Genomic DNA, 25958 nt, shown 5'->3' with positions numbered 1-25958 from the left:
GGAACGACATCATGCAGATCACGCGCAACACCAACGCCACCAACAAAGGATCCGCCGACTGGTTCACCGGCGACGTCTGGGTCGACGCCATCGCCGCTCCCGCCGAGCCCGCACGTCTCCAGGGCGGCATGGTCCACTTCGCCCCCAGCGCCCGCACCGCCTGGCACACCCACCCCCTCGGGCAGACCATCTACGTCACCGAAGGCGTCGGCCTCTGCCAACGCGAGGGCGGACCGATCGAGACGCTCCAGCCCGGCGACCGCGTGTTCTTCGAGCCGGGCGAGAACCACTGGCACGGCGCCGCGCCCGACCGCTTCATGGTGCACATCGCCGTCCTGGAGAACGACGAGCACGGCGTCAGCACCACCTGGGGCGAGCACGTCACCGACGAGCAGTACGGCGCCTAGCGGAACCAGCGCACGAGAGAAGAGGACCATGACCATTCTGAACGAGAACTACACCCTGTCCAACGACGTCCAGATCCCAAAGCTGGGTCTCGGCACGTGGTTCATCGACGACGACAAGGCAGCGGACGCGGTCCGGACCGCCATCGAGATCGGCTACCGCAACATCGACACCGCCCAGGCCTACGGCAACGAGCGCGGCGTTGGTGAGGGCGTGCGCACGTCCGGCGTGCCCCGGGAGGACCTGTTCGTCTCGACCAAGCTGGCCGCCGAGATCAAGGACTACGACGGCGCGGCCGCCGCGATCGACGGATCGCTGGAGAAGCTCGGCCTGGGCCACGTCGACCTCATGCTCATCCACAGCCCGCAGCCGTGGGACGACTTCCGCGGCGGCGACTACGCCGAGGGCAACCGCGAAGCCTGGCGGGCGCTGGAGGACGCGCACAAGACCGGCCGCATCCGGTCGATCGGGGTGTCGAACTTCCAGCAGCAGGATCTCGAGAACATCCTGTCGAGCGCGACCGTGGTCCCCCACGTCAACCAGCTGCTCGTGCACGCCGGCAACACCCCCTCCGAGCTCTTGGCCTACTGCGCGGACAAGCACATCCTCGTCGAGGCGTACTCGCCGATCGCCCACGGCGCGATCCTGGAGAACGCCGACGTGCAGAGGATGGCCGAGAGGTACGACGTCTCCGTGCCGCGGCTGTGCATCCGCTACACCCTGCAGCTCGGCACCGTATCGCTGCCCAAGACCGCGAACCCCGAGCACATGCGGTCCAACGCCCAGGTCGACTTCGAGATCTCCAGCGACGACATGGCCACGCTGCAGGACCTACGCGACGTGGACTACGGCGAGCACAGCGCCTTCCCGGTCTACAGCGGGAAGTGATACGAGCGCCGTCCCCGCGTCGCTCGGCCCGGCGATGGTCAGGCGACTCCACACCCGCCCTCCGACGCGGTCCGCGAAGACGCCGCAAACCGCCTCCCAGAGTACACCTACAAGTTCCTCTGGAAATCGTGATGTCCCTCGTTCGAGCCCGGGACTCGCCATGCGCGAAAGTTGAGTGCCGCGCGCGAACTGCCGGTCGTCGCGGAGCGACGAGAGCAGGTGACAAGGTCCAAGAGGCGATCAGGAATGCCTGGTCCGAAGCCTAGAAGGACGACAACAAGGTACGAGGGGTGTCGTCTTCGAGGACGTCACGTGCATCGTGCCGACGGAGACCGAGGTCCCCGCGATCAGCCTTCCCGATTTGGGCGACGTGTGGTCGTTCAGGGTGCTCGCGCAAACGCCTCGACGTCTCGTAGCTCGAGGTCCTCCGTGCCACGGCGCGCGTCAGCTCCCCGCCGGGGCACGCGAAGCGGTCGACGGACCGCCGGTCGACGCCGGCCGCGCACCGTGCCAGCCGGCCGAGTGCCTCGCCCAGCGCCCATCCGGCGACGACGTCGGACGGATAGTGGACGCCCAGATACGGCCGCGACGCCGCGGTGATCCCGGCGAAGGCCCACAGCGGCGCGGCGGGAAGCAGCGGCGGGAGGACCAGCGCCGCCGCGACCGCGTTGGCCGTGTGCGAGCTCGGGAAGCTCAGCGGCCCCGGCGTCGGCGCCAGCGGCCGCAATCCCGCGAGCCGCGGGCGTCGCCGACCGGTCACATGCTTGATCGCTCGGCCGGCCCGCTCGGTTCCGGCCAGCACGGCCAGCGCGCGCAGCCAACGCCATCGACGACGCCGATCGATCAGCGCTCCGGCGGCGGTCAGCGCGACCCACCCGTGGCCGTGGTCGGTCGCCTGTGACGACCACCGCAGCAGACGATCTCCGAGCGGCGCGTGCGGCAGCGTGCGCATCCAGCGCAACAGCCTCAGGTCGACGGCCTGCACGCTCATCGCCGCCCCGCGCCGGCGACGTGGATGTTGCCCAGGAACCTCGGGCACCGCGCGAAGCCGTCCTCAGCGTCCTCGAAGAGGAGGTCGACGATCGGCGGATGCACCTCCTGGGCTTCAGCCTCGCCGAGCCCGACCGTGGTGACGCCCGTCGCGTCGCCCTGAACGACCTCGGCGCCGAAGACCAGCGTCAGCTCCTGCATCGTCGTGCCCGAGATCACCTCGGCGACGTAGAGCAGAGGCCCGGCCACGACGGTCAGGCCGGTCTCCTCGCGGGTCTCGCGGCACGCCGTCGCGTGCAGCGTCTCGCCGCGGTCCGGGCGTCCTCCCGGAAGCGTCAGATGACGTCGACCGATCCGTCGTTCGTCGGCCACGAGGAGTCGCCCGTCGATCAGCACCGCGGCGCGGACCTTGACCTGCATCACGACCACGCTCGATGGTCGTCCAGCGCTCGCTCTCGTTGGCCCAGCATGGCTCTCCTCTGCGTCGGTTCGCATGGGAGAAGCCATCAGCCGAACGTGCCGGCGGTTCGAGACGCCGCGATCAGCGGCGCCTACGCCAGAGCTTCATCTGGACTGACCGAGAGGGTAGCAGTCAGCGGTCCGAGCAAGCGATGGACGACCGCGCACACCACTCAGCCGGACTTGGAGGTGCGTTGGCGCCCGAAGGGCGCGCGGCCCGCGAACAGCGCGCCATCGCCGAGCTCCTCCTCGATGCGCATCAACCGGTTGTACTTGGCCACGCGCTCGCCGCGACAGGGCGCACCGGCCTTGATCTGGCCCACCTGCGCACCGACGGCCAGGTCGGCGATCGTCGTGTCGGTCGTCTCGCCCGAGCGATGGGACACGACGGTCGCCCAGCCGGCGGCGTGGGCGATCTCGATCGTCGCCAGCGTCTCGCTGAGCGTGCCGATCTGGTTGGGCTTGACGAGCACGGCGTTGGCCATGTCCGCGGCGATCCCCTCCGACACGAGCTCGGGGTCGGTGACGAACACGTCGTCGCCGATCAGCTGGACCCGGTCGCCCAGCCGCTCGTGCAGGAGCGACCAGCCCTCGCGGTCGTCCTCGGCCATCGGATCCTCCAGCGCGACGATCGGATAGCCCTCGACGAGCTGCTCCCAGAAGTCGATCAGCCCGTCGCGCGAGAGCGTCCGGCCCGCGCGCCGCAGCCGGTAGCCGGCGTCGTGGCGCCAGCCGCTGGCGGCGGCGTCCAGCGCGAGCGCCACGTCGACGCCGGGCTCCAGCCCCGCGCGCTCGACGGCCGACATCAGCATGTCCAGCGCGTCCTCGGTCGACCCGACGCGCGGGGCGTAGCCGCCCTCGTCGCCCACCGACGTGGGGATGCCGGCCTCGGCCAGCAGGTCGCCCAAGGTCCAATAGATCTGGACGGCGATGCGCAGCGCGTCGGCGAAGCTCTCGGCGCCCCAGGGCACGAGCATCAGCTCCTGGACGTCCATCCCGCCGCGAGCATGCGCGCCGCCGTTGAGCACGTTGAGCATCGGGACCGGCAGGACGTGACCCGGGTCCGGCGTGAGGTGGCGCCACAGCGGGACGCCGCAGTGCGCCGCCGCGGCGTGCGCGGTGGCCAGCGACGCGCCGAGGATCGCGTTGGCGCCGAGGCGGCTCTTGTCCGGCGTGCCGTCGAGGTCGCGCAGGCGGGCGTCGACGGCGGCCTGGTGCAGCGCGTCCATCCCGTGCAGCGCGTCGGCGACCTCGGTCCGGACCACCCGCGCGGCGTGGCGCACGCCGCGGCCGCGATAGCGGCGCTCGCCGTCGCGCGACTCCTTGCGCTCCTTGGAGCCCGTCGACAGCCCGGCCGGGACGGCGACGGCGCCGCGCGCGCCGGACGCCAGCCGCACCTCGACCTCCAGCGTGGGCGCGCCGCGGCTGTCGAGCACCTCGTAGGCCCAGACCCTGTGGATCACCGGACTGATGGACCTTCCCCAGTGATCGGGTGCGGCGTAGCGCGACGGCGTGGACATGGCGACTCCCCTACGTGGCGTGGTCGGGAAGAAGCCATCAGCCGAACGGCCGGCGGTTCGCGCGACCGGAGGGCCGCGGCGCCAGAGCTTCATCTGGCGCCTCCGACGCTAGCACCGCGCGCGCCTCCGGGCCAAGGCCGCCGCCGCGACACGTTCGGCGGCGGGGCCCCCATCAGCCTGGTGGGCCGTCCCGCCCGATCGACCGGTCGTCCGGGCCTCGGATGTGACTTGGCGCCGCGCGGTGGGTATGGTCCCTCGCAGCCAGATGAAGCTCTGGCGTGGAGGCCCGGCCTCCCGAACCGCCGCACGTGACGGCTGATGGCTTCTCCTTCTTCGTCCTTGACCGAAAGGGAGCCACGCCAACGCCATGCTGACGCTGTCGGACCGGATCGCGGTGCTCGTCGTCGGCGACGCCGGGAGCAGACCTGATGGGCGGTCGTGATCGTCGCGAGCTGGCCGCGATCTTCGCCGGTGGCGCGGTCGGCGCGGTGGCCCGTGTGGAGCTCACCCTCCTGGGCGGGCCCGGCGCGCCGCAGTGGCCGTGGGGCACGTTCGCCGCCAACGTCATCGCCTGCCTGCTGCTCGGCTACTTCTCCTCGCGGCTGCTGGAGCGGCTCCCGCTGTCGGCCTACCGGCGGCCGCTGCTGGGTACGGGCCTGTGCGGCGCGCTGTCGACGTTCTCGACGGTGCAGGTCGAGGTGCTCAAGATGCTCGACGCGCACGCCTACGGCCTGGCGGTCGGCTACGGCACCGCCACGCTCGCCGCCGGGTACGGCGCGACGCATCTGTCCAGCGCGTTCGCGCGCCGCGTGAAGGTGATCGCGTGAGCGCCGGCATGTGGATCGCCGTCGCGCTGATCGGCGGCGCAGGCGCGATCGCGCGCTTCGTGGTCGACGGCACCGTCGCCGCTCGCGCCGGCCGCTCCTGGCCGTTCGGAACCCTGGCCATCAACCTCACCGGCTCCTTCGTCCTCGGTCTCCTCGTCGGCCGCGCGGTCGATGGCGACGCCTACATCTTGGCGGGCACCGCCGCCATCGGGACCTACACCACGCTGTCGACCTGGATGTACGAGACCCAGCGCCTGGTCGAGGACGGCGCCAACCGCGCCGCGGCGGCCAACATCGTCGTCAGCTTCGCGCTCGGCGTCGGCATCGCCGAGGCCGGCCGGCTGATCGGAGGGCTGCTGTGATCGACGACTGCCTCAAGCTCACCACCTACTTCGGCGAGCGCGACCGCACCGACCACGCCTTCGTCGCCGACGCCATCCTCGACGTCTACGGCCGCCGGCGCGTCGAGACCAGCACGCTGCTGCGCGGCGCCGCCGGCTTCGGCGTCAAGCACCACCTGCGCACCGACCGGCTGCTGACGCTCTCGGAGGACCTCCCGCTCGTCTCGATCGCCGTCGACCGCCGCGAGCGCATCGAGGCCGTCCTCGAGGAGGTCAAGGCGATCAGGCGCCGCGGCCTGATCACGCTCGAGCGCGCGCGGATGCTGTCCGGCGCCCTCCGCCCCGCCGACCTGGCCGCCGAGCCTTCGCTCCCGGCCAAGCTCACGATCTACGTCGGGCGCCAGCAGAAGGTGTACGGGATGCCCGCGCACCTCGCCGTCTGCGACCTGCTCCACCGGCGCGGCATCGCCGGCGCCACCGTGCTGCTCGGCGTCGACGGCACCGCGCGTGGCGAGCGGAAGCGCGCACGCTTCTTCGGCCGCAACGCCGACGTCCCGATGATGATCGTCGCCGTCGGCGACGGCCCGCGGATCGCCCGCGTCCTGCCCGAGCTCGGCGGGCTCCTGCGCCACCCGCTGCTCTCGCTGGAGCGCGTCACGGTCTGCAAGCGCGACGGCGAGCTGCTGGCGCGTCCCCCGTCGCTGCCCGGCCCGGACGCCGAGGGGTTGCGCCAATGGCAGAAGTTGATGGTCTTCGGCTCCGAGGGCACCGTGGTCGACGGCGCCGCCCAGCACCTGACGCTGATCCGGCGGCTGCGCGAGAGCGGCGCCCGCGGCGCCACGGTCCTGCGCGGCATCTGGGGCTTCCACGGCGACCACCCACCCCACGGCGACCGGCTCCTCCAGCTCCGCCGACACGTCCCCGTCGTCACGATCGTCATCGACCGCCCCGAAGCCATCGACGAGAGCTTCGCCATCATCGACGACGTGACCCGCGAGCGCGGCCTGGTCACCAGCGAGATCGTCCCGGCCCTGGAAGCGATCACCGAGGAGCGCCGCTTCGGCGGGCTGCACCTCGCCCGGCACACCTCCGACGCCGACATCCGTTGAGCCCAGAGCAAGAGCACGGGGTTGCGCGCCTACGCGCCACTCCCGCGTTCCATGACCTATTGGCCTGTTGGGACCGTTGGGACCGCTCCGAGCGTCCGACACGCCGCCCATGCGCGCCAGCGTCGATGTGGCAGGCGACCGTTGCGCCGGTTCGTCCTTTGCGGTTGCGCCCTGGTCGCCGCGATGCCGGCCCAAAGCCGGATCACCAGCAGCCTCGGCGACCTGGGCACCGCCTGCCTCGGCTGGCAGCAGGCCGGGATGACCTCCGCCCAGATCGCCACCCGCGTCGCCTACTACGGATCAGCCGCCGCGCTGGCCTGGCTGCTGACCAACGCGACCGCCGTCCACGACGGCCTGGTCCCACCCCCGGCCACCCCGACCGATCCGGTCAACCCCGGCGGCACCGCCACCGTCCAACCGACCGCCGAACCACCGAGATCGCCCGCCGCTGCCTCTGGCTGGCCGCCCAAGACCAACAAGGCCTCGAGATCTGCCGACGCGACAAGCTTCGTCTGAAGCATCCACCGCCAGCTCAGCGACCCCACGGGCCGCGCGAACGCGAGCCCCGTGACCGCGGCCCGCGCGCAATCCCGAAGTCGATGACCTCATGCCGGCGCCGTCGGATCGCTCGTTCGGCAAGTTGTCGTTCAACTGCCCATCGGGCCATGGGTGACCGCTCCATGGCCTAAACCCGCAGGAATCCGCGCGAAATCACGGGTACTGGGCTCCGGGCACGGTCCGCGCACGCGCCGCAAACCGCCTCCCAGAGTACACCTACAAGTTCCTCTGCAAATCGTGGTGTCCCCGGTTCGAGTCAGGCGCCCAGCGACCTACCCGCGGCACTCGATCGACCGACCGCGCCAGCAGCAGCATCGGCGCCGGATGACCGCCCGGTGTTTCCGCCACGGCGTCGGTGCGCCCAGCGCCTTCGACAGACGCGCTCCCGGCGACTCCACTCCGTCGTGCCGTCGTGCCGGCTCGAGTTCCTCAGCCGCCGCCAGGGCGCGCACGTGGTAGGCCGTCGAGCCCGGTGTGGCGCCGATGATGCACGCCGGCTCACGGTTTGCTCTCGAGGTCGAAAGGCAGCCCCGCCGCGCGCAGCGCGCGGTCGCGCACCTTTGCTCAGCTCCCGCACCTCACCCAGCGCCCCATCGTCGTCGGGCGATCGGCGGGCGACTCGATCCAACGCAGCGCGTTGTCCGCCAGCTCGACGCCCCGGAAGGCCAACGGTCTGCCAAGGTGGAGGACGTCGACCATGCGCGCGGCGTTGAGGACCTGGGCGCGGACGCGCGCACCGCAGACGAGTCCCAGCTCGTACCGGTCGAGGAGCCCGAGAACCGCCTCTCCCCCGGGTCCCTCAATGCATTGGTCCATCGCATCTCGGAGCGGTGTGAGGGCAAGCAGGTCCTGGTGTCGACCCACAGCTCCTACGTGCTCGACAAGCTGGGCCTCGACGGCCTGATGCTGCGTCACGAGGGCAACAACATGCGGTTGAAGGACCTACCCGCAGACACGTTGGACTACTTCAAGAAGCCTGAGACCTCGACTGGACCGGCGAGTGGCCGGACCTGCGCCACCTGATCAAGTCCTTCATGTACTTGGCGCCGCTGCCGAAGACCAAGCTGGAGTCGCCGCGCCCGGACGTCCGGAACAGCGGGCGCGTCCGGTCGGCACCGAGACCATCATGTTGGACAACTGACGCGTGCCCGTCGGCCCGCTGCTGACGCCGTGGATCGCCAACGGCGTCGTCTCGCTGAACGGTGCGCGCCTGCGCGTCGGCGGCCCGGCCGCGCGCCCGCGTCATCGACCGCCGGACCTCCCTGGACCTCCGCGTCGGCGGTCCCGACGCCAGTGCGCCTGACCGTGCACGGCAACCGCGCCATATCGTCGTCTGGCGCCACGCCGACCCCGACGGCTCCGAGCAGCACGTCGCCAACCGCCCGATGGGCGATGCGGCGCCCGCGACCGTCCTGCGCACGGCGCACGGCGCACGGCGCACGGCGCCGCCTACGAGCTCGGCGCGCGCGAGGCGCCCGCCGCGCTCGCGGTGCGGCCGTTCGCCGACCCTTGACGCGCGGCTGTCAGGAGGAGTACGGTCGCGTCGAATTGCGTTCGACATTGTCGAACTCGGGCCAACATCCTCCAAGGAGCAGCAGCGATGGAGCATTCCATCCCGCAGCGCGCGATCACCGAGGCCCTCGGGACCGCGCTGTTGGTGCTCGTAGGTCCCGGCTCGGTCGTGGCGACGCTCGTCCTCTCGGGCGACAAGACGCCGGCGATCGCGGGCGCGGACCTGCTGGGCATCTCGTTCGCCTTCGGCCTGGTCATCACGGCGCTCGTCTGTGCGATCGGCAAGGTCTCCGGCTGCCACGTCAACCCGGCGGTGACCTTCGCGCTCCCGGCGACCAAGCGCTTCCCGTGGCGCGAAGTCCCGGCCTACGTCGTCGGCCAGCTCGTCGGCGCCGTGGTCGGCGCGTCTCCGAGGCCCTCGGGACCGCGCTGCTGATGTTCGCGATCCTCGGGATCGTCGGCTCGCGCTCGCCCGGCGCCTTCGCCGGCCTGGTCGGCGCCGCCGCCGGCGTCGCCGCGGTGACCTACGACTACCTCGCGACGCCGCGACGGCGGATGATGCCCATAGAGCAGACCGTCACCCATCCAGACCCCGACGACGTCGCGGTCGCCAAGTAGGAGGTGTTCCGAATGGCCATCTCATCGCATCCGATGCGCAAGCTGCTCAACGACCCCGCGGACCTGGTCAAGGAGTCCCTGGCCGGCCTCGCGGCCGCCCACGGCGACCTGCTGCGCTACGACGCCGCCGCGCAGTTCGTCGCCCGCGTCGACGCGCCGCGGCAGGGCAAGGTCGCGCTGATCTCGGGCGGGGGCTCGGGGCACGAGCCGATGCACGGCGGGTTCGTGGGGCTCGGGATGCTCGACGCCGCGTGCCCGGGCGAGGTGTTCACCTCGCCGGTGCCCGACCAGATGCTCGCCGCGACCAAGGCGGTCGACGGCGGCGCCGGCGTCGTGCACATCGTCAAGAACTACACCGGCGACGTGATGAACTTCAAGATGGCGGCCGAGGACGCCGCCGACGAGGGCATCACGGTGGAGTCGGTGCTCATCGACGACGATGTCGCCGTGCAGGACTCGCTGTACACGGCGGGCCGGCGCGGCGTCGGCGCGACGGTGCTCGCCGAGAAGCTCGCGGGCGCGTCGGCCGAGCGCGGCGACGACGTCGCGACGGTCGCCGGGATCGCGCGGCGCGTCGACGACCAGGCGCGCTCGTTCGGCATCGCGCTGTCGTCGTGCACGCCGCCGGCCGCGGGCAAGCCGATCTTCGACCTGCCCGAGGGCGAGATGGAGATCGGCATCGGCATCCACGGCGAGCCGGGGCGCCGCCGCGCGCCGCTCGGGACGCTCAACGAGATCGCCGAGCTGCTCGTCGACGCGGTCGTCTCCGACCTCAAGCCGGACTCCGGGACCAAGGTCCTGCCGTTCGTCAACGGCATGGGTGGCACGCCGCAGATCGAGTTGTACGCGTTGTACGGGGAGGTCGACCGGCTGCTGCGCGCCCGCGGGCTGGAGCCGATCCGGCGCCTGATCGGCAGCTACATCACGTCGCTGGAGATGGCCGGCGCGTCCTTGACGCTGCTGGCGCTCGACGACGAGCTGACCGAGTTGTGGGACGCTCCCGTGCACACCCCGGCACTCCGTTGGGGAGCGTGACGCGAGGATGTCGACCGTGACCGTCGTCGAGTCGAAGACCATCGTCGATTGGCTGCAGGGCCTGGCCGCGGACGTCCGCGGCCAGGCCGACCACCTCACCCAGCTCGACGCGGCCATCGGCGACGGCGACCACGGGATCAACATGAACCGCGGCTGCGAGGCCGTCGTCGCGGCGCTGGACGAGCAGGGCGCCGACCTGCCACCGGGCAAGTTGTTGGTGTTGGCGGGGCGGACGCTGGTCTCGAAGGTCGGCGGCGCGAGCGGGCCGTTGTACGGCTCGCTGCTGCGCGGCGCCGGCCGCGCGCTCGGCGACGACGCGCAGCCTGAAGGCCCGGCGCTGGCCGAGGCGCTGGCGGCGGGCGTGAAGGCCGTCCAGGAGCTCGGCGCCGCGGTGCCGGGCGACAAGACCATGGTCGACGCGCTCGTGCCGGCGGTCGGGGCGTTGCGGTCGGCGCTGGAGCGCGGCGACGCCCTGGGTGCCGCGACGGCCGCGGCGGCCGACGCCGCCGCGGAGGCCGCGCGGGCGACCGTGCCGCTGCAGGCCCGCAAGGGCCGCGCGTCGTACCTCGGCGAGCGCTCGGTCGGCCACGAGGATCCGGGCGCGGCGTCGACCGCGCTGGTCTTCGCGGCGCTCGCGCGCGCGGTCGGCTGATGCGCGGCCTGCCGGCGTCTCCGGGCGTGGCGATCGGGGCCGCCCGCGTGATGGCGGGCACGGCCGCGACGGCGCGGCGTCCCGACCACGTTGGGGTGGAAGGGGAGCTGGCGCGGGCGCGCGGCGCGCTGGCCGCCGCCGGCGCGGAGCTGGCGGCGACCGCCGAGCGCCTGCGTGCCGGCGGGCACGGCGCGGAGGCCGACATCGTCGACGCCGGCACGCTCATGGCCGTCGACCCCGCGCTGGAGCAGGCGGTCGAACGCCATGTGCGCGACGGCGACCTCACCGCGGCCGCCGCGATCGCCGCGGCGGCGGAGGACCATGCCCACTTGATCGCCTCGCTGCCGGACCCACACCTGGCCGCGCGGGCCGACGACGTGCGGTCCTTCGGCCGCCGCGCCGCGCGGCTGGCGGAACGGGGAGAGGGCGGCGTGACCGCGGGCGGCGCTGCCGCGCCGGCGCCGGCGCCCACGGCCGCGGCTGCCGCGACCCCGATCGTGCCCATGGTGATCGTCGCCGACGACCTCGGCCCCGCCGACGTCGCGGAGCTCGAGCACGCCGCCGCGGTGGCGCTCGCCGGCGGCGGACCGACGGCCCACGCGGCGATCGTCGCCCGGTCGCTCGGCGTGCCGATGGTCGTGGGCCTCGGCGCCGAGGCGCTCGCCATCGCGGAAGGCGCGCGAGTCATCGTCGATGGCACCACCGGCGAGCTCGTCGTCGACCCCGACGCCGACACCGCCGCGCAGGCGCAGCAGCGCATGGAGGCCGCGGCCGCCCGGCGCGCCGCCGACGACGCCCGGGCCCTGCTTCCCGCCGTCACCCGGGACGGCGTCCGCGTCCGCGTCCTCACCAACGCCGCCGGGCCCGCCGAGGTGCAGGTCGGCCTCGCCGCCGGCGCCGAGGGCGTGGGGCTCCTGCGCACCGAGCTCGCGTTCCTCGAAGCCGACGCGTGGCCGACCGTCGCGCAGCACCGGGCGCTCCTCGACGCCGTCGCGCAGGCGCTCCCGCACGGCGCCCGCCCCGACCACGTCCTCACGATCCGGCTGCTCGACTTCGGCGGCGACAAGACCCCGCCGTTCCTGCGCGGCCGCCCCGAGCGCGGCATCGCGATGCTCCTCGCACACCCGCAGGCGCTCGCCGACCAACTGAAGGCCATTGCCTCGTTCGCGCAGGACACGCCCGAGCTGCCGCTTCGCGTGCTGATCCCGCTGGTCGAGCACCCCGACCAGGTCGACGCCGTCGCGGCGGCCCTGCCGCATCCGCAGGCCGTCGCGCTCGGCGCGATGGTCGAGACGCCCGGCGCCGCCGCGGCCGCGACGGAGCTGGCGCGGCGCTGCGCGTTCCTGTCGATCGGCACCAACGACCTCGCCAGCTCCACGCTCGCGCACGAGCGCTTCGCCGCGGCCGGCACGACCGCGCCCGCGCACCATCCTCGAGTCCTGGCGAACGTCGACCGCTCCGCACGCGCCGCGCACCACGCCCAGATCCCGATCGAGGTCTGCGGCGAGGCCGCGTCGGACCCGACCGCGATGCCGCTGCTCGTCGGCCTCGGCGTCGACGAGCTCAGCGTCGGCGCCGCGCGCGCCGGCACGGTCCGCGGCTGGGTCCGCGCGCTCGATGCCCAGACGGCGCGGCGACTCGCGTCGCGAGCGCTCGCGGCCCGCGACGCGGGGGAGGTCGCCGCGCTGGTGGAGGAGGAGCTAGCCGGGCGTCTCGACGAGGCCGGCGATCAGCTCGCCGAGCGTGTCAACCGCCCGGGCCGCGTCGGGGCCGTCGGCCCGTAGCGTCACCGAGGTCCCCGCCTTGGCCCCGAGCGCCAGGACCGACAGCAGGCTCTTGGCGTCCGCCTCCCGATCGTCGGCGGCGATCGTCACGGACGCCTCGAACGCCATCGCGGCGCGCACGAACGCGGCGGCCGGCCGCGCGTGCAGGTCGACATCCGACGGCAGCGTGGCGGTGGTCTGCGCCTCAGAGCTTGCGGGCATCGCGGGTCTCCTCGGCCGCCTGCACGACGGCCTCCAGGTCGGCGCCGGCGCTGGCGGTGACCGCCGCGGTGACGGCGCCCTCGACGACCGGGGCGTCGGCCAGCTTGACGTGGCCGTCGGGCTGCTCGGCGAGCAGCGAGCGAACGGTGAGGATCGAGGACCCGAGGTCGCCGAGGACGACGACGCCGTCGCCGTCGCGGCCGGCGCGTTCGATCGCCGCGGCCACCCCGGCCTCGTCGGTGCCGAGCCGGCCGTCGGCGGTGCCGCCCGCGGCCTCGATCGCGACGTCGGGGCCGGCCATCTGGGCCGCGAGCGCCGACAGGCCGGAGGCAAGCTCCGCGCTGTGCGATACAACCACGATCCCGACCATGGCGGCCAGTCTACAGTTCCGAAAGCGATTCGACAATGTCGAATGACGTGACCGAATCCGAGCGCGAGACCGCGCCCGCCCGGGCGGGCGCGCGGCGCGGCACGATCCAATCCGTCGACCGCGCCGCGCGCATCCTCAAGCTGCTGGCGTCCGGCCCGCGGCGCCTCGGCGTCAGCGAGATCGCCGACCGGCTCGAGCTCGCGCGCCCCACGGTCCACGGCCTGCTCCAGACGCTCCAGGCGCACGGCTTCGTCGAGCAGGACCGCGACTCCGACAAGTACCAACTCGGCGCCGGCCTGCTGCACCTGGGCAACTCGTTCCTGGACCTCAACGAGCTGCGCGGGCGCTCGATCGTCCACGCCGAGCGGCTGGCGCAGCGCGCTCGCGCCGCCGTCCGCGTCGGCGTCCTGCACGGCCCGGTCGTGGTCGTCGTCCACCACGTCTTCCGGCCCGACGACGCGTTTCAAGTCCTAGAAGTCGGTGCGCAGCTGCCCGCGCACGCCACCGCGCTGGGCAAGGCGATCCTCGCCTTCGGCCCGCCGCAGGCGGTCGACGACCTCACCGCCGAGCCTCTGTCCAAGTTGACGCACAAGACGCTGGCGGCCGCCGCGCTGCGCCGCGAGCTGGGCGAGGCGCGAGAGCGCGGGATCGCTCGCGAGCGCGACGAGGCGGTGCTCGGCGAGGCCAGCGTCGCCGCGCCGATCTTCGACCACGCCGGCCTGGCGGTCGGCGCGATCGCGCTCGTGGGCGAGACCACCACCCTGCTGCCGCGCACGACGCCGAGCAAGGCCCTCACCGCCGCGGTCGTCGACGCGGCGCGCGGCATCTCCCGCGAGCTCGGCGCGCCGCGCTGGCCGCCGGCCGGCTAGGCCGCGTCGCCGGCCCGCAGCCCGGCGAGCACCGCGAGCACCCACAGGTCCCCCGCCCTCGGCCGCGTGCAGGCCGAGCTTGCCGAAGATGCTGAGTAGCGAGGGCGGGATTCGAACTGCCCGCACGACTCGAGTCCTGGGCCCGGACAGCACGATGCGATTCGATGCCCTTCAGCACCGAGCCTCCCCAAGCGGGGAGACGCGGCCCGCGGCCCGCTTTGGCTCTGGCGGAAGCCGTGGGCGCGACACCAGGCGCAGGGCGTCGCCCGCCTTGAGCGGGAAGTGCCTCGCCTTGCCCGCGGCGACGTCCCGACCAGGCTCGGGACGTCGGATGGGTCGATGGAGGTCGTCGTAGCGGGCGAGCTCCGAAGCCGCCGCCACGGCTGACCTGGCGGCCGCCCTCGACCCGAGGCTCTCCTACCGGTGGTTTCACCGATGCGGATGCGGCGGACGCGTCGCAGGATGGGGTGATGCGATGGATCACCGCGCTGGTCGCCAGCGCCTGCATGCTCGGGCTGGCGCCCGCGGTGGCGCCGGCGAGCATCCAGGCCTACAACGAGCCCGCCTACACGAAGACGGCGGCCAACAACGCGTTCTTCTGGCACTGGGTGGCGGTCAACGGCACCGACGAGAGCGCCAACACGAACTACACGTACTACCTCTGCTTCTTCACCTACCGCGACAACGTCACGGTCGAGTCCAGCAACGGCACGACCGGCGGGCCGGGGTCGTCGAACTGCACCGGGAGCGTGCGGTCCGGGCCGAGCCCGTCCAGCGGGGACTTCGGCGGGACGCCGTTCACCACCAACACGGTGCTCGACGACGGCCACACCTACCAGATGTGCGCCAGCGCCTTCTACCGCTGGCCCTACCTGCCGTGGAAGCTCGACGCGGCCAACATCGGCAACTGCGCGGCGACGACGATCGACCGCACCAAGCCGGCGATCGGCGTGTGGGTGGACGGCACCGCCGACTACACCAACAACCCCGTCCTGCAGATCCAGATCGACTACCAGGACGCGACGAGCCCGCCGTGGCAGGGGACCGGCGGCGTCGCCTCCAACTGGGTCTGCGTCAACCGCGGTGGTACCTGCACGCCGGGCGGCAGCCCCGCGGAGCCGTGCAGCCACGCGGCCAACCCGTCGAGCCGCACGACGTCCTTCACGTGCACCTCAGACGTGACGGCGCAGCCCGACGGGGACTGGAACGTCTGCGCGATGTCCGCCGACTCCGCGGTGCCCGACAACCCGTCGGGAACCAACCAGTTCGCCCAGGCGACGTCCAACAACGCCAACATCTCGACGCCCCTCTGCGGCCATGTCGTCCTCGACCGCGTCGCGCCGGTCGTGACCGCGAGCGCCTCCAAGACGACGGTGGGCGTCGGCGAGCTGGTGACGTTCAACGCGGGCGCGACCGACGCGACCTCCGGCGTCGGCAACGCCTATGACTGGGACTTCGGCGACAACACCGCCCACGGGAGCGGGACCGCGCCGACCCACACCTACACGCAGGCGGGAACCTACGTCGCCAAGGCGTCCACCAGCGACGGCGCGGGCAACGCCGGCCAGGGAACCGTGACGATCACGGTCACAGCGCCGCCACCGGGCGGCACGACACCAGGCGGGACGACCACCACGCCCGGAGGCGGCACGCCCGGAGGCAGCACCCCCGGAGGCGGCACGCCCGAGGGCAGCACCCCCGGGGGCAGCACCCCCGGCGCCACCACGACCACCACCCCACCGCCGACCACGGCGTCCGGGGGCGCCACCGTGACGGCCGCACCGTCGGCGGCGACCGTCAGCCAGCAGGCGGGCGGCGGCGGTACACAGCGCACCCGCGCCGGCGGGCTCAGCGTCGTCGCCCCCAAGCGGCTGACGCTGACCAAGACCCGCACCAAGCTGCCGATGGTGCTCACCGTCGACACGGCGGGCACGGTCGAGGTCTCGCTCCTGCGCGGAGCGAAGATCGCCGCCAAGGGCAGCGTCAAGATCGCCCGGGCCGGAACGCTCGGCTTCTCGCTGAAGCTGCCCAAGCGACCCAAGGCCGGGGCCTACACGCTGAAGCTCGTCTTCCGCCCCAAGAGCGGACGGGCGGCGACCAAGACGCTGGGCGTGACGTTCGTCAAGCCGAAGGCGACGCGCAGCGCCGCCCTGCCCTTGCGCGGGATCCCGCTGGCACGCGTTCGGTGATCTCACCGATGCGAAGCCGCCCGCCCGCCGTGGTGGTGGTGTGCGTCGCCTCATCGAGGTGCTTCTCCTCATCTGCTGCCCCTGCTCTCGGCGATGCCCAGCGCAAGAGTCGTGAGGACGAAGGCGCTTGTCCCCAGTCCCGGGACTAGGGACAAGCTGCTATCCCGCGGCCATGTTCAAGGGCGAGGACATCGTCCTGTTGCTGAAGCTCAGCGCAAGCGGGCCGGACTGGACGGTCCGGACGCTGGCCGAGGAAACGGGCATCCCGCGCAGCGTGGTCCACCGGGCGCTGAAACGCCTGTCCGCCGCCGGCCTCCTGGACGAGCGACGGCATCGGATCAACGGCAGCCAGGCCGAGGAGTTCCTGATCCACGCCGTTAAGTACATCTTCCCCGCCGTCTTGGCGGGCGAGAGCCGCGGGGTCCCGACGGCGTGGGCCGCCGAGCCGCTGGTCGATCACATCGCCTCGTCGCCCAGCGAGCTCGCTCCCGTCTGGCCCGACCCCAAGGGCCGGTCGCGCGGGCTGGCCCTGCGCCCGCTGCAGGACGCCGTGCCCGAGGCCGCACGACGCGACCCCGCCCTCGGCGAGAGCTTGGCCCGCGTCGATGCCCTCCGCCTCGGCGACGCCCGCATCCGGGGCGTCGCCGCCGAGCTGCTCGCCAAACGCCTCGCGGAGCCCGCGCTCTCGTGAGTATCCACCTGCTCGAGGCACGGCGGCGAGGCAAGCGGATCTCGTTCTGGCTCGCACAAGACGTCAGCGGTCGTCAAGGCAATGCCATGGACTTCGCCCAGGAGATCCAGACCTTCCCCACCACCGGCCAGTTCTCAGACGCCGACGACCTCGTACGTCGGCCGCTTCAGCGCCTGGCCGAGATCGCCGCTGACGACGAGAAGCCGTCGGCGGACTTCTGATCTCGGAGCAGCTGCTGGCTTCGGGCAAGGCCTCCTACATCTCCCGGTTCGCGCTCGGCCCGGCCCACCTCGGTCGCCGACGCGTCGAGCTGACGTACGGCGACCCGCGGCGGTACACGAACGTCGAGCCAGGCGAGCGCCACATCGAGGGAATGCGCACCGCGACCAGCTGAGCGGGCGCTGCGCACCCATCGACGGAGTGCCGCACACAGCTAGCTCGGCGACTCCCGCCGCGTCGGGCGCCAAATGTTTTGCTACATGTCATCCGCACTGCGGATGTATATCATCCGTAGCACGAATGCAGGACATCGATACATATCGGCTCGACGCGGCCCTATCCGCGCTCGGCGAGCAGCTTGCCCTCGCCGGGAACTCGGCTCACCTCGTGGTGATCGGCGGCAGCGGCCTGCTGGCCATCGACGCCATCTCGCGCAGCACGCAGGACGTGGACGTCGTCGCTTTGGAACGGCACGGAAAGCTGGTGTCCCCCCAGCCGCTGCCGGCGCCGATTGCCGACGCGGCTGCGCTGGTCGCCCGCGATCTCGGCCTGGAGCCCAACTGGCTAAATCCCGGGCCGACCAGCCTGCTCGACCTCGGGCTGCCCGACGGCTTTGCCGACCGGCTCAGCAGCCGCGACTACGGCTCGGCGCTGCGCGTGTCGTTCGCTTCGCGCATCGATCAGATCTATCTCAAGCTCTATGCCGCCGCCGACCGGCGCGAGCCGCGGGACTTCGCCGACCTCCGCCGGCTCGCGCCGACCGACCAGGAGCTTCGTGCCGGCGCGCGCTGGGCGCGAACCCACAGGAGGCCCGGGCCATTCGACGACGCGGTCGCCCGAGCCCTTGCCGATCTCGGAGTCCAAGATGACGGTCGCGACGCTTAGAGCCCAGACCACCGACGCCCTGCTGGAGCTGGCGTGGGAGCAGTGGTCGCAGATAGGCCTCTCTGGCGCCCCGCCCAAGCGCCGCGAAGAGCGGGCCGCCGATCCCGAGGCCCTGCTGCTGTTCACCCTGCACGTCGCGCGCCACGATCCGCGGCTCTTTGACGAGGTTCTCGACTGGCTGGCGCTCAACACCCCGCTGATCAGCACCCACCGGCTGCGCAACCTCTGCACCGATGCCGCCGACCGCGCGCTCGCCGAAGCCGCGCTGGCCTGGGCCGCCACCGCACGCCGCCGCCAACCACCCGCACAAGGCGATCCCCTCCTTCCGGACGGCGACGCGCTCGAGCCGCTCTTCCCCGCGCTCCCTGCGCCGAGCGGCTCGCTCGACCCGGCGTTCTCGCGCCACGGCTTCGCGCGACCGCCCCTGAGCGCCTCCGGCAAGTCCCAGCTGCCTCGCCTGCACGACCCCATCAACTTCGCCTTCCGGCTGCGCCGCCTGCTGGGCCTCGGCGTCCGCGCCGAAGCGATCCGCACCCTGCTGACGATCCGCGCCCCACGCCTCTCCAGCGGCGTCATCCACGCCAACGCCGCCTTCGCCCAACGCAACGTCCGCGAAGGCCTCACCCAACTGCACGAAGCCGGGGTCATCGACGTCGTCCGCGTCGCCGACGACCGCCACTACTCCATCAACCACGCCGACTGGGCCACGTTGCTACGTCTGCCCTCGGCCCCGAGCCTGCCCTTGCACTTCGACTGGATCCCCGCCTACCGCGCCCTGACCCGGATCCACCGCTGGCTCCAACAACCCCAACTCGAAGCGCTCTCCCCCTACCTGCTCGCCAGCCAAGCCCACACCCTCACCGACGACATCGCCGACGACCTCAGCTACATCGGCATCCCCGCCAGCCTCCACACCGCCCACGGCACCGACTCCTGGGACCGGTTCGTCTCCATCACCCACGCAGCGATCGCCAACGTGCGCGGCAACCCTTAGCCCACGTCGAAGCCGGTCCGCCATGGGCCAGCAGGTGCGAAGTTCTCGCCGAGGCCCGCCCACGCGGGACTTGTGAGGTCATCAACTGTGGAGCACTACGGGGTGTTGGCGTAGTCGCAGACCGCGCTGCGGCGGTCCTGTGCGGTGTCGGCTTGCGCGGGAACCTTGACGATCCGGCCATTGCCGCAGTCGACCGCGAACTCGCCCTGGGGCTCGAAGGCCCGCAGGCGCAGCGTCTGGGTCGCGTCGCCGGAACCGACGGTGAGGACGCCGGAGGCTCGGACGGTGGCGGTGGCCACGCCGTGGTCGATGTGGACGACCTCGGTCGAGCCGTCGTCGTAGCGCAGTACGGGGGTCGGCGCGTCGTTCGGAAGGACGATGGCAACGCGGGACGGGCCCGCATCGGGGGAAGGCGAGATCGATTGTCCGACGAGTCCGTGCTCGCGGACTCGCGCGATCGGCGCGCAGGTGCTGCCGTAACCGGCCGCGTCGGCGAGGACGAGACACACTGAGTCGCCGTCGTCGGAGGGCAGGACGAATCCGCTAGCCGCTGAGCTCTTGAAGGAACGCGCCTGGGCGAGGTTCACACTGCGCACCAAGGCGTCGGGGAGTCGGCCGCGCATGGACTCGGCGCCGTGAGCCGGATAGCGGAGTGCGGGAAGCGTCTGCGCGTCGGCCACATGATCGCTGCCACCGAGCCGGGCACTGCCGCCGGCGACGACGACAAGGACCACCGCCGCGGTCGCGACGAGGATCCGTCCGGGTCGGCGCCGACGCGACCCGTCCCGCGTCCGGAGGCCCTGCGCGCTCTGATCTCTGGCGACGTCGACCAGGACGGCTTCCAGCTTGCTGATGAAGTGCTCCATGATCTTGCTCCCCTAGTCCGTCAGCCTGCGTCGAAGCGCCCGCAACCCACGGCTGAGGTGCTGGCGCACAGCTGGTTCGGTCGTATCCATCGAGTCGGCGATCGCGACATACGGCTCTTCACGGACGACGCGCGCCAAAACGACATCGCGCTGCGGCTCTGACAGGGCCGCGATCGCCGCGGTCACTCGTACCTCGGCCAGCGGCTCGGCATCGCTCTGGTGCAAGAGCGCCTCGTAGCCGTCCATGTCCGCAGCGGTCAGCGTCGGCAACTCGGCCCCGAGGCGTTCGACCAGCCGGCGCGAGCGGCGGGTCTGCCGCCAGTGGTCGCTCAGCTTGTTGGCCATGATCCCGCGCAGCCACTGACGACCGGACCCGCGTCCGCTGTTGAACGACTCACGATGCTGTAAGGCGCTGAGGAAGGTCTCGGCGACGACATCGGCCGCAACGGACGCCTCGACGCCGCTGCGCGCGAGCGTCGCGAACAGCTCACGGACATGCCGCTGGTAGAACGCCGCAAACCGCGCGCCATCGGGATCGCTGCCATAGAGCAGCGCCTCGTCGGACAGCCCTTCGTACTGGCTCATCACAAACTATTCGCAAGCAACCGGTTCGATTGTGACACTCACCGGCCAGACACTGCCAACAGCGACGCACGAGCAGGGGCCTGCGGACAGGGTACGCGGCCCCGTCCGCAGGTCCCGCACGCTCAACCGATCACCGGTCTGACATCAGGGAAGGGCCAGAACCGCGGGCGTGATGTCCCAATTCAGTGCTTCCTCGCCGCCCTGGAGCGCGACCTGGACGAAGCCGGCCTTCACCGGGACGCGGACCTTCGTGCCACTCGCCCCGCTGATGGTGGCGGACGTTGCTCCCACCGGCGCCAATGCGAACAGCCGTTTGTTGGACGTCAGCTCTGCTCCGGTCTTGTCGGCACCGTCGACCAGCACGCCCATCACGCCGCGCTGCGCGGCTACAGCCTTGGGCACGCAGGTGATCCCCTCGCCGACGGTCCCGTCCGGAACGCTCAAGCACGTCTTCGAGCCCGAGGCGTAGCTTCGAAGGGGCGCCCCGGTGACGGCATCCGTGGCCGACGCACTGCCGGCGGCCCGGGAGACCGGGCCACCGCGGGGGCAGGAACCGGCCCAGGACCCGTTGGTAAAGCCATAGATCGTTTGCCCGAAGCCCTCATGGTTGTGGGCCAACGGCGTCAGGCTGCCCCCGCCGTAGGTGTGGCATGAGAAGTCAGACGCGCAGAAGTACTGGCCGTAGAAGGCCCCACCGGATCCTTGCGCACCAGCGCAGGTGGTCCAACTGCTCGTCTGCGCGACCACCGCGTTGACAGACAACGCCGCGTACGGCCCGTAGCACGTCCCGTAGGACCCGGCCGCATACGGATCGCAGTACTGCACCGCGCCTGCTGTTTGGGCCCCGAACAGCAGCGCCAGCCCAAGCGACAGCACCGCGCCCAGCGATGCCAAGCGGAGTCTGGCGTTCCTATACCTGTTCATCTCCGTCTCCCGTCTCTATAGCTTTCAGCGTCCCGGATCGAACTACGACGCTAAACGTGCAGTTCACACCCGCGAGCACAAGCGGCGATCGGGGAACCACCAGATCATTTTGCTATCCATAGCCGAGATCGGTGTCGCCAGATATGGAGATTTCCATCGCTAAGCTCCACTCATGGGGAGCAGCCCGTCACAAGGTCGCTTGCCCCTTTCGCAGTTGCAGCAGCTCAAACAGAGCCATCTTTGCCGCGAGTTCCGTTCGACGCTCGATGAACGCCCGGCGGGGGTCGCGCGTACCGGCGAGCGTAGGACGAGGAACGCCGCACGTGGGCCGCGCGGTAGGACATGTTCATCTCTACGCGGATCACAGGCCACGCGGGTTGCGGCCGTATAGGCGCCGGATGACCGCCCAGCGCTTGCAGGAGGCTCCGCTCCTCCTGGCTCACGCCGAGCACCGCGCGCTGCACGCGCATGTTGGTCGCCAACGTCTGAAGCGGATCGATCGGGCCGGGACATGACCGCTCAGCCCCGCCAGCGGCGGACACGGGCGGTGGACGCCGCAGCGATCTGCAGCACCTGCAAGCGCAGCCGGTCCAGAAGCGCTTCGAGCTCCGCGCGAGCGTCGTCGTCGAGCCGGCTCGGGATGGGGTAGCGGCCTTCGGGATCGGACACCATCGTGGCGCCGCAGAGGCTGAGCAGCCGCTGGACCGAGTGGGTCGGCGTCGGGTCGTCGGCGATCAACATGTACAAGTGCTCGGGCAGGCCGCGCACGCCGGGCCGCTCCCCGGCCGACTCGATCACCTCCGCGACCAGCAGCGCCTGCACGTGGTAGGCCGTGGAGCCCAGGGTGGCGCCAGTGATGCGCGCCAGCTCGGCCGGGCTCATCGGCTCGCCGTACCGGCGCATCGCGTCGAGGATCAGGTCGCGCGCGGGATGGGGCCGCAGCACACGCGGGCTCATCGTTCGACCCCAACATCCAGGGGAAGCTCGGACGCACGCAACGCGCGGTCGCGCACCTTGATCAGCTCGCGCACCTCGCCCAGCGCGACGAAGTGCTCGCCCAGCGCCTCGAGTGTGGTCGCGCGCTCGTCGGGCGGCTCACGCCAGCGCAGCGCGTTGTCGGCCAGCTCGACGACCCGGAACGCCGACGGCGTCCCGAGGTGGAAGACGTCGACCATTCGCGCGGCGTGCAGCACGCGGGCGCGGACGTCCTCGTCCCAGTCGCCGCCGAAGTCGCAGGCCAACTCCAACCCGTGATCGGCCGCCCGGCGCAGCAGCCGCAGCACCTCGTCCGGCATCTCGAACTCGCCGCAGCAAGTACGGTCCTTCTCGTCCATGGAGTCCAAGCTCCTTGGGCCATGCCCCCGGGCCGCGCCAACGGTCGCGGGGGCGATTTTCAGGTCACGCCACGCGCCACCGGACCCGGTCGCCACGCAGCCTGACCGACGCTAGCTCGCCGGCGTCGAAGTCCCAAGCGGCTGACGGCACCCCGCGGGGCAACGGCGTGTTGCCCCACCGGCCAATTCTGTCCGACCACGGACACGCTCCCGAACGACGAAAGGCCTGCATTTGCAGGCCTTTCGGGAGTAGCGGGGGCGGGATTCGAACCCGCGACCTTCGGGTTATGAGCCCGACGAGCTACCAGACTGCTCCACCCCGCGGCGGACGAAGAAGTATAGCCGAATCGGCTACGGGTCGGGCCCGAAGGGTTGTCGGGTGGGTTACCGGGGGCGGTCGCCGCGGCGGAGGCAGGTGGTGGCGAGGAAGCGGCCGGTCTCGGCGGTCTCGACGAGGGGGAAGGCGAGGTCGGAGGTCACGGCCCAGAGCGCGGTGGATCGGTCGCTCACGGCCCAGGCGGGCGGCCAGCGGGTGATCACGGCGTCCTCGAGGGTGGCGATCAGCGCGCGCACGACCTCGTCCAGGCCCGGGGTCCGGATCGGCATGCGCTCGCGGTAGCGCGCGACGCAGTGGTCGCTCGGAACGATCTCGGGCGCCTGTGGGTCGCCGGTGCGCGCGGTGCCGGTGAGCATCTCGCGCGCGGACGCTACCGGGCCGCTAGCGGCGTCGCGCGATCGACTCGAAGGGCGGCCGGCCGCGGTCGCGGAACTCGCCGGGGCGTGGCTCCACGCCGCCGCGGGAGCGGCTCGACAGCAGGTGGAAGGCGAAGAAGATCGCCGCGAAGAGGACGATCACGCCGACGACGACCAGTGCGATGAGCAGCGCGCTCAGGCCGGCTCCCGGGTCCTGGCCGCCCCGCCCGGCGTCCGCCGCGAGGATGAGGGCCGTGGTGGTCATGCTTTCGAGCTACCCCGGCGCCTGGCACCATCACCCCCGACATGTCACGGGTGTTCGTCGCACGAGCCATCGCCGGCAACGCGCTCCAGCGCCTGACCGCCGCCGGCCACGAGGTCGAGGTCTGGCCGGGGAACCTGCCGCCCCACCCCATCGAGCTGCGCGACGCGGTCGCCGACGCGGACGGGCTGCTCTCGATGCTGACCGAGCGCCTCGACGCCGCGCTGCTCGACGCCGCACCGCAACTCAAGGTCATTGCCAACTACGCGGTCGGCTTCGACAACGTCGACCTCGCCGCGACGGCCGCCCGCGGCATCGCCGTCGGCGTCACGCCCGACGTCCTCACCGACGCCACCGCCGACCTCACCTTCGCCCTCCTGCTCGCCGCCGCGCGGCGGCTGCCCGAGGCCCAGCAGGCGGTCATCCAAGGCCGCTGGCGCACCTTCGAGCCGCGCGGCTGGCTCGGCGCGTCCGTCCACGGCGCGTCGATCGCCATCGTCGGCGCGCGCGGGCGCATCGGCGGCGCCGTTGCCCGGCGGGCGCGCGGCTTCGACATGGAGGTCATCCCGGTCAACCGCGGCGACGACCTCCACGCCGCCCTCGCGCGCGCGGACTTCGTCTCGCTCCACACGCCGCTCACCCCGCGGACGCGTCACCTCATCGACGACGACGCGCTCGCGGCGACGAAGCCCGGCGCGATCCTCGTCAACACCGGCCGCGGCGGCCTCGTCGACCAGGACGCGCTCGCGCGCGCCCTACGAGAAGGCCGCCTCCGCGCCGCCGCGCTGGACGTCACCGACCCCGAGCCGCTCCCGCCCGACGACCCGCTCCTCGCCGCGCCGAACCTCATCGTCCTGCCCCACATCGGCTCCGCCACCCACCAGGCGCGCGAGGCCATGGCCGAGATGGCGGTCGACAACCTCCTCGCGGGCCTCGCCGACGAGCCGCTCCCCTACCCCGCGCCCCAGCGATGAGCACCCGCCGCGTCGCCGTCGTCGACATCGGGACCAACTCCACGCGGTTGCTCATCGCCGATGTCGACCCCGCCACCAAGCGGGTCACCGAGCGCGACCGCCGGACCACCGTCACGCGCCTCGGCCAGGGCGTCGACCACACCGGCGTGCTCGCCGACGAGGCGATGGAGCGCGTCCGCCGAGCGCTCACCGACTACAAGAAGGCGATCGACGACAACAACGTGGACGTGACCACCGGCGTCCTCACCTCCGCCGTCCGCGACGCGCGCAACGGCGCCGAGTTCACCGCCGCGATCAACGACACCTACAACATCAACGCGCGCACGATCACCGGCGACGAGGAGGCGCGCCTCACCTACCTCGGCGCCACCGACGGACGCGCCGGCGCCGAAGACGCCAAGCGGGTCGTCGTCGACGTCGGCGGCGGCTCCACCGAACTGGTCGTCGGCCACGGCGCGCGGGTCGACTTCCACGTCTCCACCCAGGCGGGCGTCGTCCGCCAGACCGAGCGCTTCCTGCGCACCGACCCGCCGCGCCCCGAAGAGCTTCAACAACTCCAGGCCGAGGCCAACGAGATCTTCACCGCCGCCGTCCCGCACGCCACGCGCCAAGCGGTACAACAAGGCATCGCCGTCGCCGGCACCGCCACGTCCTGCGCCGCGATCCTCCAGGACCTCGACCCCTACGACCCCACCAAGGTCCACGGCTTCCGGCTGCTGCGCGCCCAGTGCGAGATGCTGCTCCCGCGCCTGGCCGCGATGACCACCGAGCAGCGCCGCCACGTCACCGGCCTGCACCCCGACCGCGCGCCCGCGATCGTCGCCGGCGTCATCCTGCTGATCGAGGCGATGCGCTGCTTCGACCTGACCGAGGTCGAGGTCTCCGAGCACGACATCCTGCGCGGGGCGGCGCTGGACCGGGCCGCCGCCTCCGCGGAGTGAGCGGACGCCCCACGCCATCCGCTCCGAGCACGCACCTCCCCAGGCACGCGTCGCACCTTTCGCGACGGGACGGGCGAGGGCTGAGGAACACGCCCGCCCCGGCCGCTTCAGCGACGGGGTCGAGCGAGGCCGAAGCCCCACCTCCCGTGGATCGCCGCGAACCGGTTGTACCTCGCATCCCCACTTCTCGGAACGTGCCTGGACGGGTGTCTGATTGTCCACCTTCCACGGCGGCGGGATAGTCCGGGCTGTCGGGTCAACGG

At 72.1% G+C, this 25958-nt stretch carries 32 protein-coding genes and 1 tRNA gene; 20 read left to right on the top strand and 13 right to left on the bottom strand.

Annotated features, from left to right (window positions below; genetic code table 11):
* Positions 1-11 precede the first annotated feature (11 nt).
* Entirely contained in the window at positions 12-407 is a 396-nt protein-coding gene (locus VFG42_RS09210) for a (R)-mandelonitrile lyase (protein WP_324907561.1), read from the top strand.
* A 28-nt stretch (positions 408-435) separates the two neighbouring features.
* Positions 436-1293: an aldo/keto reductase gene (locus VFG42_RS09205; RefSeq protein ID WP_324907559.1), complete on the top strand. Its 858-nt coding sequence runs from the start codon at positions 436-438 to the stop codon at positions 1291-1293.
* A gap of 262 nt (positions 1294-1555) precedes the next feature.
* On the opposite strand, the gene VFG42_RS09200 is transcribed toward VFG42_RS09205, so the two are convergent.
* The 3 genes from VFG42_RS09200 to eno form a co-directional block, all read right to left on the bottom strand.
* Positions 1556-2284 carry a phosphatase PAP2 family protein gene (locus VFG42_RS09200; RefSeq protein ID WP_324907557.1) on the bottom strand — a complete coding sequence of 243 codons (729 nt, stop codon included), beginning with the start codon at positions 2282-2284 and terminating at the stop codon, positions 1556-1558.
* Positions 2281-2703, bottom strand: a complete 423-nt coding sequence (locus VFG42_RS09195; protein ID WP_324907555.1) for an NUDIX hydrolase — start codon at positions 2701-2703, stop codon at positions 2281-2283. Before VFG42_RS09195 ends, VFG42_RS09200 begins: the two co-directional genes overlap by 4 nt.
* A gap of 212 nt (positions 2704-2915) precedes the next feature.
* Positions 2916-4205, bottom strand: a complete 1290-nt coding sequence (eno, locus tag VFG42_RS09190) for a phosphopyruvate hydratase (protein ID WP_324907553.1) — start codon at positions 4203-4205, stop codon at positions 2916-2918.
* Positions 4206-4690: 485 nt separating this feature from the next.
* Here eno and crcB (VFG42_RS09185) point away from each other — a divergent pair, with 485 nt between their 5' ends.
* From crcB (VFG42_RS09185) to VFG42_RS09140, 10 genes are all read left to right on the top strand, one after another.
* Positions 4691-5089, top strand: coding sequence for a fluoride efflux transporter CrcB (gene crcB, locus VFG42_RS09185; protein WP_324907551.1), 399 nt, complete (start codon positions 4691-4693; stop codon positions 5087-5089).
* A gap of 8 nt (positions 5090-5097) precedes the next feature.
* Positions 5098-5451: a fluoride efflux transporter CrcB gene (crcB, locus tag VFG42_RS09180; RefSeq protein WP_349260406.1), complete on the top strand. Its 354-nt coding sequence runs from the start codon at positions 5098-5100 to the stop codon at positions 5449-5451.
* Complete coding sequence (locus VFG42_RS09175) at positions 5448-6539, top strand: DUF190 domain-containing protein (protein WP_324907547.1); 1092 nt, start codon at positions 5448-5450, stop codon at positions 6537-6539. The genes crcB (VFG42_RS09180) and VFG42_RS09175 overlap by 4 nt, the downstream gene beginning before the upstream one ends.
* Positions 6540-6680: 141 nt before the next feature.
* Positions 6681-7055 carry a hypothetical protein gene (locus tag VFG42_RS09170; RefSeq protein ID WP_324907545.1) on the top strand — a complete coding sequence of 125 codons (375 nt, stop codon included), beginning with the start codon at positions 6681-6683 and terminating at the stop codon, positions 7053-7055.
* Positions 7056-7778: 723 nt separating this feature from the next.
* A complete protein-coding gene (locus VFG42_RS09165) occupies positions 7779-8120 on the top strand; it encodes an AAA family ATPase (RefSeq protein WP_324907543.1) in 342 nt (113 codons plus the stop codon).
* Positions 8121-8697: 577 nt separating this feature from the next.
* Positions 8698-9045: an MIP/aquaporin family protein gene (locus VFG42_RS09160; RefSeq protein WP_324907541.1), complete on the top strand. Its 348-nt coding sequence runs from the start codon at positions 8698-8700 to the stop codon at positions 9043-9045.
* The gene (locus tag VFG42_RS09155) at positions 9045-9227 is read left to right on the top strand and encodes a hypothetical protein (RefSeq protein ID WP_324907539.1); all 183 of its coding nucleotides are present in this window, start codon (positions 9045-9047) and stop codon (positions 9225-9227) included. The genes VFG42_RS09160 and VFG42_RS09155 overlap by 1 nt, the downstream gene beginning before the upstream one ends.
* 33 nt (positions 9228-9260) lie before the next feature.
* Positions 9261-10262 carry a dihydroxyacetone kinase subunit DhaK gene (gene dhaK / locus VFG42_RS09150; protein WP_349260405.1) on the top strand — a complete coding sequence of 334 codons (1002 nt, stop codon included), beginning with the start codon at positions 9261-9263 and terminating at the stop codon, positions 10260-10262.
* 7 nt (positions 10263-10269) lie between these two features.
* Positions 10270-10914 carry a dihydroxyacetone kinase subunit DhaL gene (gene dhaL, locus VFG42_RS09145; protein WP_324907535.1) on the top strand — a complete coding sequence of 215 codons (645 nt, stop codon included), beginning with the start codon at positions 10270-10272 and terminating at the stop codon, positions 10912-10914.
* Entirely contained in the window at positions 10914-12698 is a 1785-nt protein-coding gene (locus VFG42_RS09140; RefSeq protein ID WP_324907533.1) for a putative PEP-binding protein, read from the top strand. Before dhaL ends, VFG42_RS09140 begins: the two co-directional genes overlap by 1 nt.
* Here the strand turns inward: VFG42_RS09140 and VFG42_RS09135 are convergent.
* Together VFG42_RS09135 and dhaM are read right to left on the bottom strand one after the other, a co-directional pair.
* On the bottom strand, positions 12615-12899 hold the full coding sequence (locus tag VFG42_RS09135) for an HPr family phosphocarrier protein (RefSeq protein ID WP_324907531.1): 285 nt from the start codon (positions 12897-12899) through the stop codon (positions 12615-12617). The genes VFG42_RS09140 and VFG42_RS09135 overlap by 84 nt on opposite strands.
* Entirely contained in the window at positions 12883-13269 is a 387-nt protein-coding gene (dhaM, locus tag VFG42_RS09130; protein WP_324907529.1) for a dihydroxyacetone kinase phosphoryl donor subunit DhaM, read from the bottom strand. Before dhaM ends, VFG42_RS09135 begins: the two co-directional genes overlap by 17 nt.
* Before the next feature lie 47 nt (positions 13270-13316).
* On the opposite strand from dhaM, the gene VFG42_RS09125 reads away from it, so the two are divergent.
* The 6 genes from VFG42_RS09125 (at position 13317) to VFG42_RS09100 (ending at position 19116) form a co-directional block, all read left to right on the top strand.
* Positions 13317-14138, top strand: a complete 822-nt coding sequence (locus tag VFG42_RS09125) for an IclR family transcriptional regulator (protein ID WP_324907527.1) — start codon at positions 13317-13319, stop codon at positions 14136-14138.
* 470 nt (positions 14139-14608) lie between these two features.
* A complete protein-coding gene (locus VFG42_RS09120; RefSeq protein WP_324907525.1) occupies positions 14609-16327 on the top strand; it encodes a PKD domain-containing protein in 1719 nt (572 codons plus the stop codon).
* 172 nt (positions 16328-16499) lie between these two features.
* On the top strand, positions 16500-17018 hold the full coding sequence (locus tag VFG42_RS09115) for a MarR family transcriptional regulator (protein ID WP_324907523.1): 519 nt from the start codon (positions 16500-16502) through the stop codon (positions 17016-17018).
* Positions 17015-17239: a hypothetical protein gene (locus VFG42_RS09110; RefSeq protein WP_324907521.1), complete on the top strand. Its 225-nt coding sequence runs from the start codon at positions 17015-17017 to the stop codon at positions 17237-17239. Before VFG42_RS09115 ends, VFG42_RS09110 begins: the two co-directional genes overlap by 4 nt.
* A gap of 298 nt (positions 17240-17537) precedes the next feature.
* A complete protein-coding gene (locus VFG42_RS09105; protein WP_324907520.1) occupies positions 17538-18122 on the top strand; it encodes a DUF6036 family nucleotidyltransferase in 585 nt (194 codons plus the stop codon).
* A complete protein-coding gene (locus VFG42_RS09100) occupies positions 18103-19116 on the top strand; it encodes a hypothetical protein (protein ID WP_324907518.1) in 1014 nt (337 codons plus the stop codon). Before VFG42_RS09105 ends, VFG42_RS09100 begins: the two co-directional genes overlap by 20 nt.
* Before the next feature lie 95 nt (positions 19117-19211).
* Here the strand turns inward: VFG42_RS09100 and VFG42_RS09095 are convergent, their stop codons facing one another.
* The 8 genes from VFG42_RS09095 to VFG42_RS09060 form a co-directional block, all read right to left on the bottom strand.
* A complete protein-coding gene (locus VFG42_RS09095) occupies positions 19212-19982 on the bottom strand; it encodes a hypothetical protein (protein ID WP_324907516.1) in 771 nt (256 codons plus the stop codon).
* A gap of 12 nt (positions 19983-19994) precedes the next feature.
* Positions 19995-20567: a sigma-70 family RNA polymerase sigma factor gene (locus VFG42_RS09090; protein WP_324907514.1), complete on the bottom strand. Its 573-nt coding sequence runs from the start codon at positions 20565-20567 to the stop codon at positions 19995-19997.
* Between the two features lie 144 nt (positions 20568-20711).
* On the bottom strand, positions 20712-21461 hold the full coding sequence (locus VFG42_RS09085) for a hypothetical protein (RefSeq protein WP_324907512.1): 750 nt from the start codon (positions 21459-21461) through the stop codon (positions 20712-20714).
* 549 nt (positions 21462-22010) lie between these two features.
* Positions 22011-22448 carry a hypothetical protein gene (locus VFG42_RS09080; protein WP_324907510.1) on the bottom strand — a complete coding sequence of 146 codons (438 nt, stop codon included), beginning with the start codon at positions 22446-22448 and terminating at the stop codon, positions 22011-22013.
* Positions 22445-22825: a hypothetical protein gene (locus VFG42_RS09075; RefSeq protein ID WP_324907508.1), complete on the bottom strand. Its 381-nt coding sequence runs from the start codon at positions 22823-22825 to the stop codon at positions 22445-22447. Before VFG42_RS09075 ends, VFG42_RS09080 begins: the two co-directional genes overlap by 4 nt.
* Before the next feature lie 250 nt (positions 22826-23075).
* Positions 23076-23149, bottom strand: a tRNA-Met gene (locus VFG42_RS09070).
* A 60-nt stretch (positions 23150-23209) separates the two neighbouring features.
* Entirely contained in the window at positions 23210-23518 is a 309-nt protein-coding gene (locus VFG42_RS09065; RefSeq protein WP_324907505.1) for a hypothetical protein, read from the bottom strand.
* A 25-nt stretch (positions 23519-23543) separates the two neighbouring features.
* A complete protein-coding gene (locus VFG42_RS09060) occupies positions 23544-23783 on the bottom strand; it encodes a hypothetical protein (RefSeq protein ID WP_324907503.1) in 240 nt (79 codons plus the stop codon).
* Positions 23784-23824: 41 nt separating this feature from the next.
* On the opposite strand from VFG42_RS09060, the gene VFG42_RS09055 reads away from it, so the two are divergent.
* Together VFG42_RS09055 and VFG42_RS09050 are read left to right on the top strand one after the other, a co-directional pair.
* Entirely contained in the window at positions 23825-24754 is a 930-nt protein-coding gene (locus tag VFG42_RS09055; RefSeq protein WP_324907501.1) for a D-glycerate dehydrogenase, read from the top strand.
* Positions 24751-25695, top strand: coding sequence for a Ppx/GppA family phosphatase (locus VFG42_RS09050; RefSeq protein ID WP_324907499.1), 945 nt, complete (start codon positions 24751-24753; stop codon positions 25693-25695). Before VFG42_RS09055 ends, VFG42_RS09050 begins: the two co-directional genes overlap by 4 nt.
* Positions 25696-25958: the final 263 nt, after the last annotated feature.

Origin of the sequence: Baekduia sp., assembly GCF_035685985.1 — a bacterium.
Classification (GTDB): Bacteria; Actinomycetota; Thermoleophilia; order Solirubrobacterales; family Solirubrobacteraceae; genus Baekduia.
Note: the sequence above shows the minus strand (reverse complement) of the source record. Positions and strands in the feature narration are given on the sequence as shown.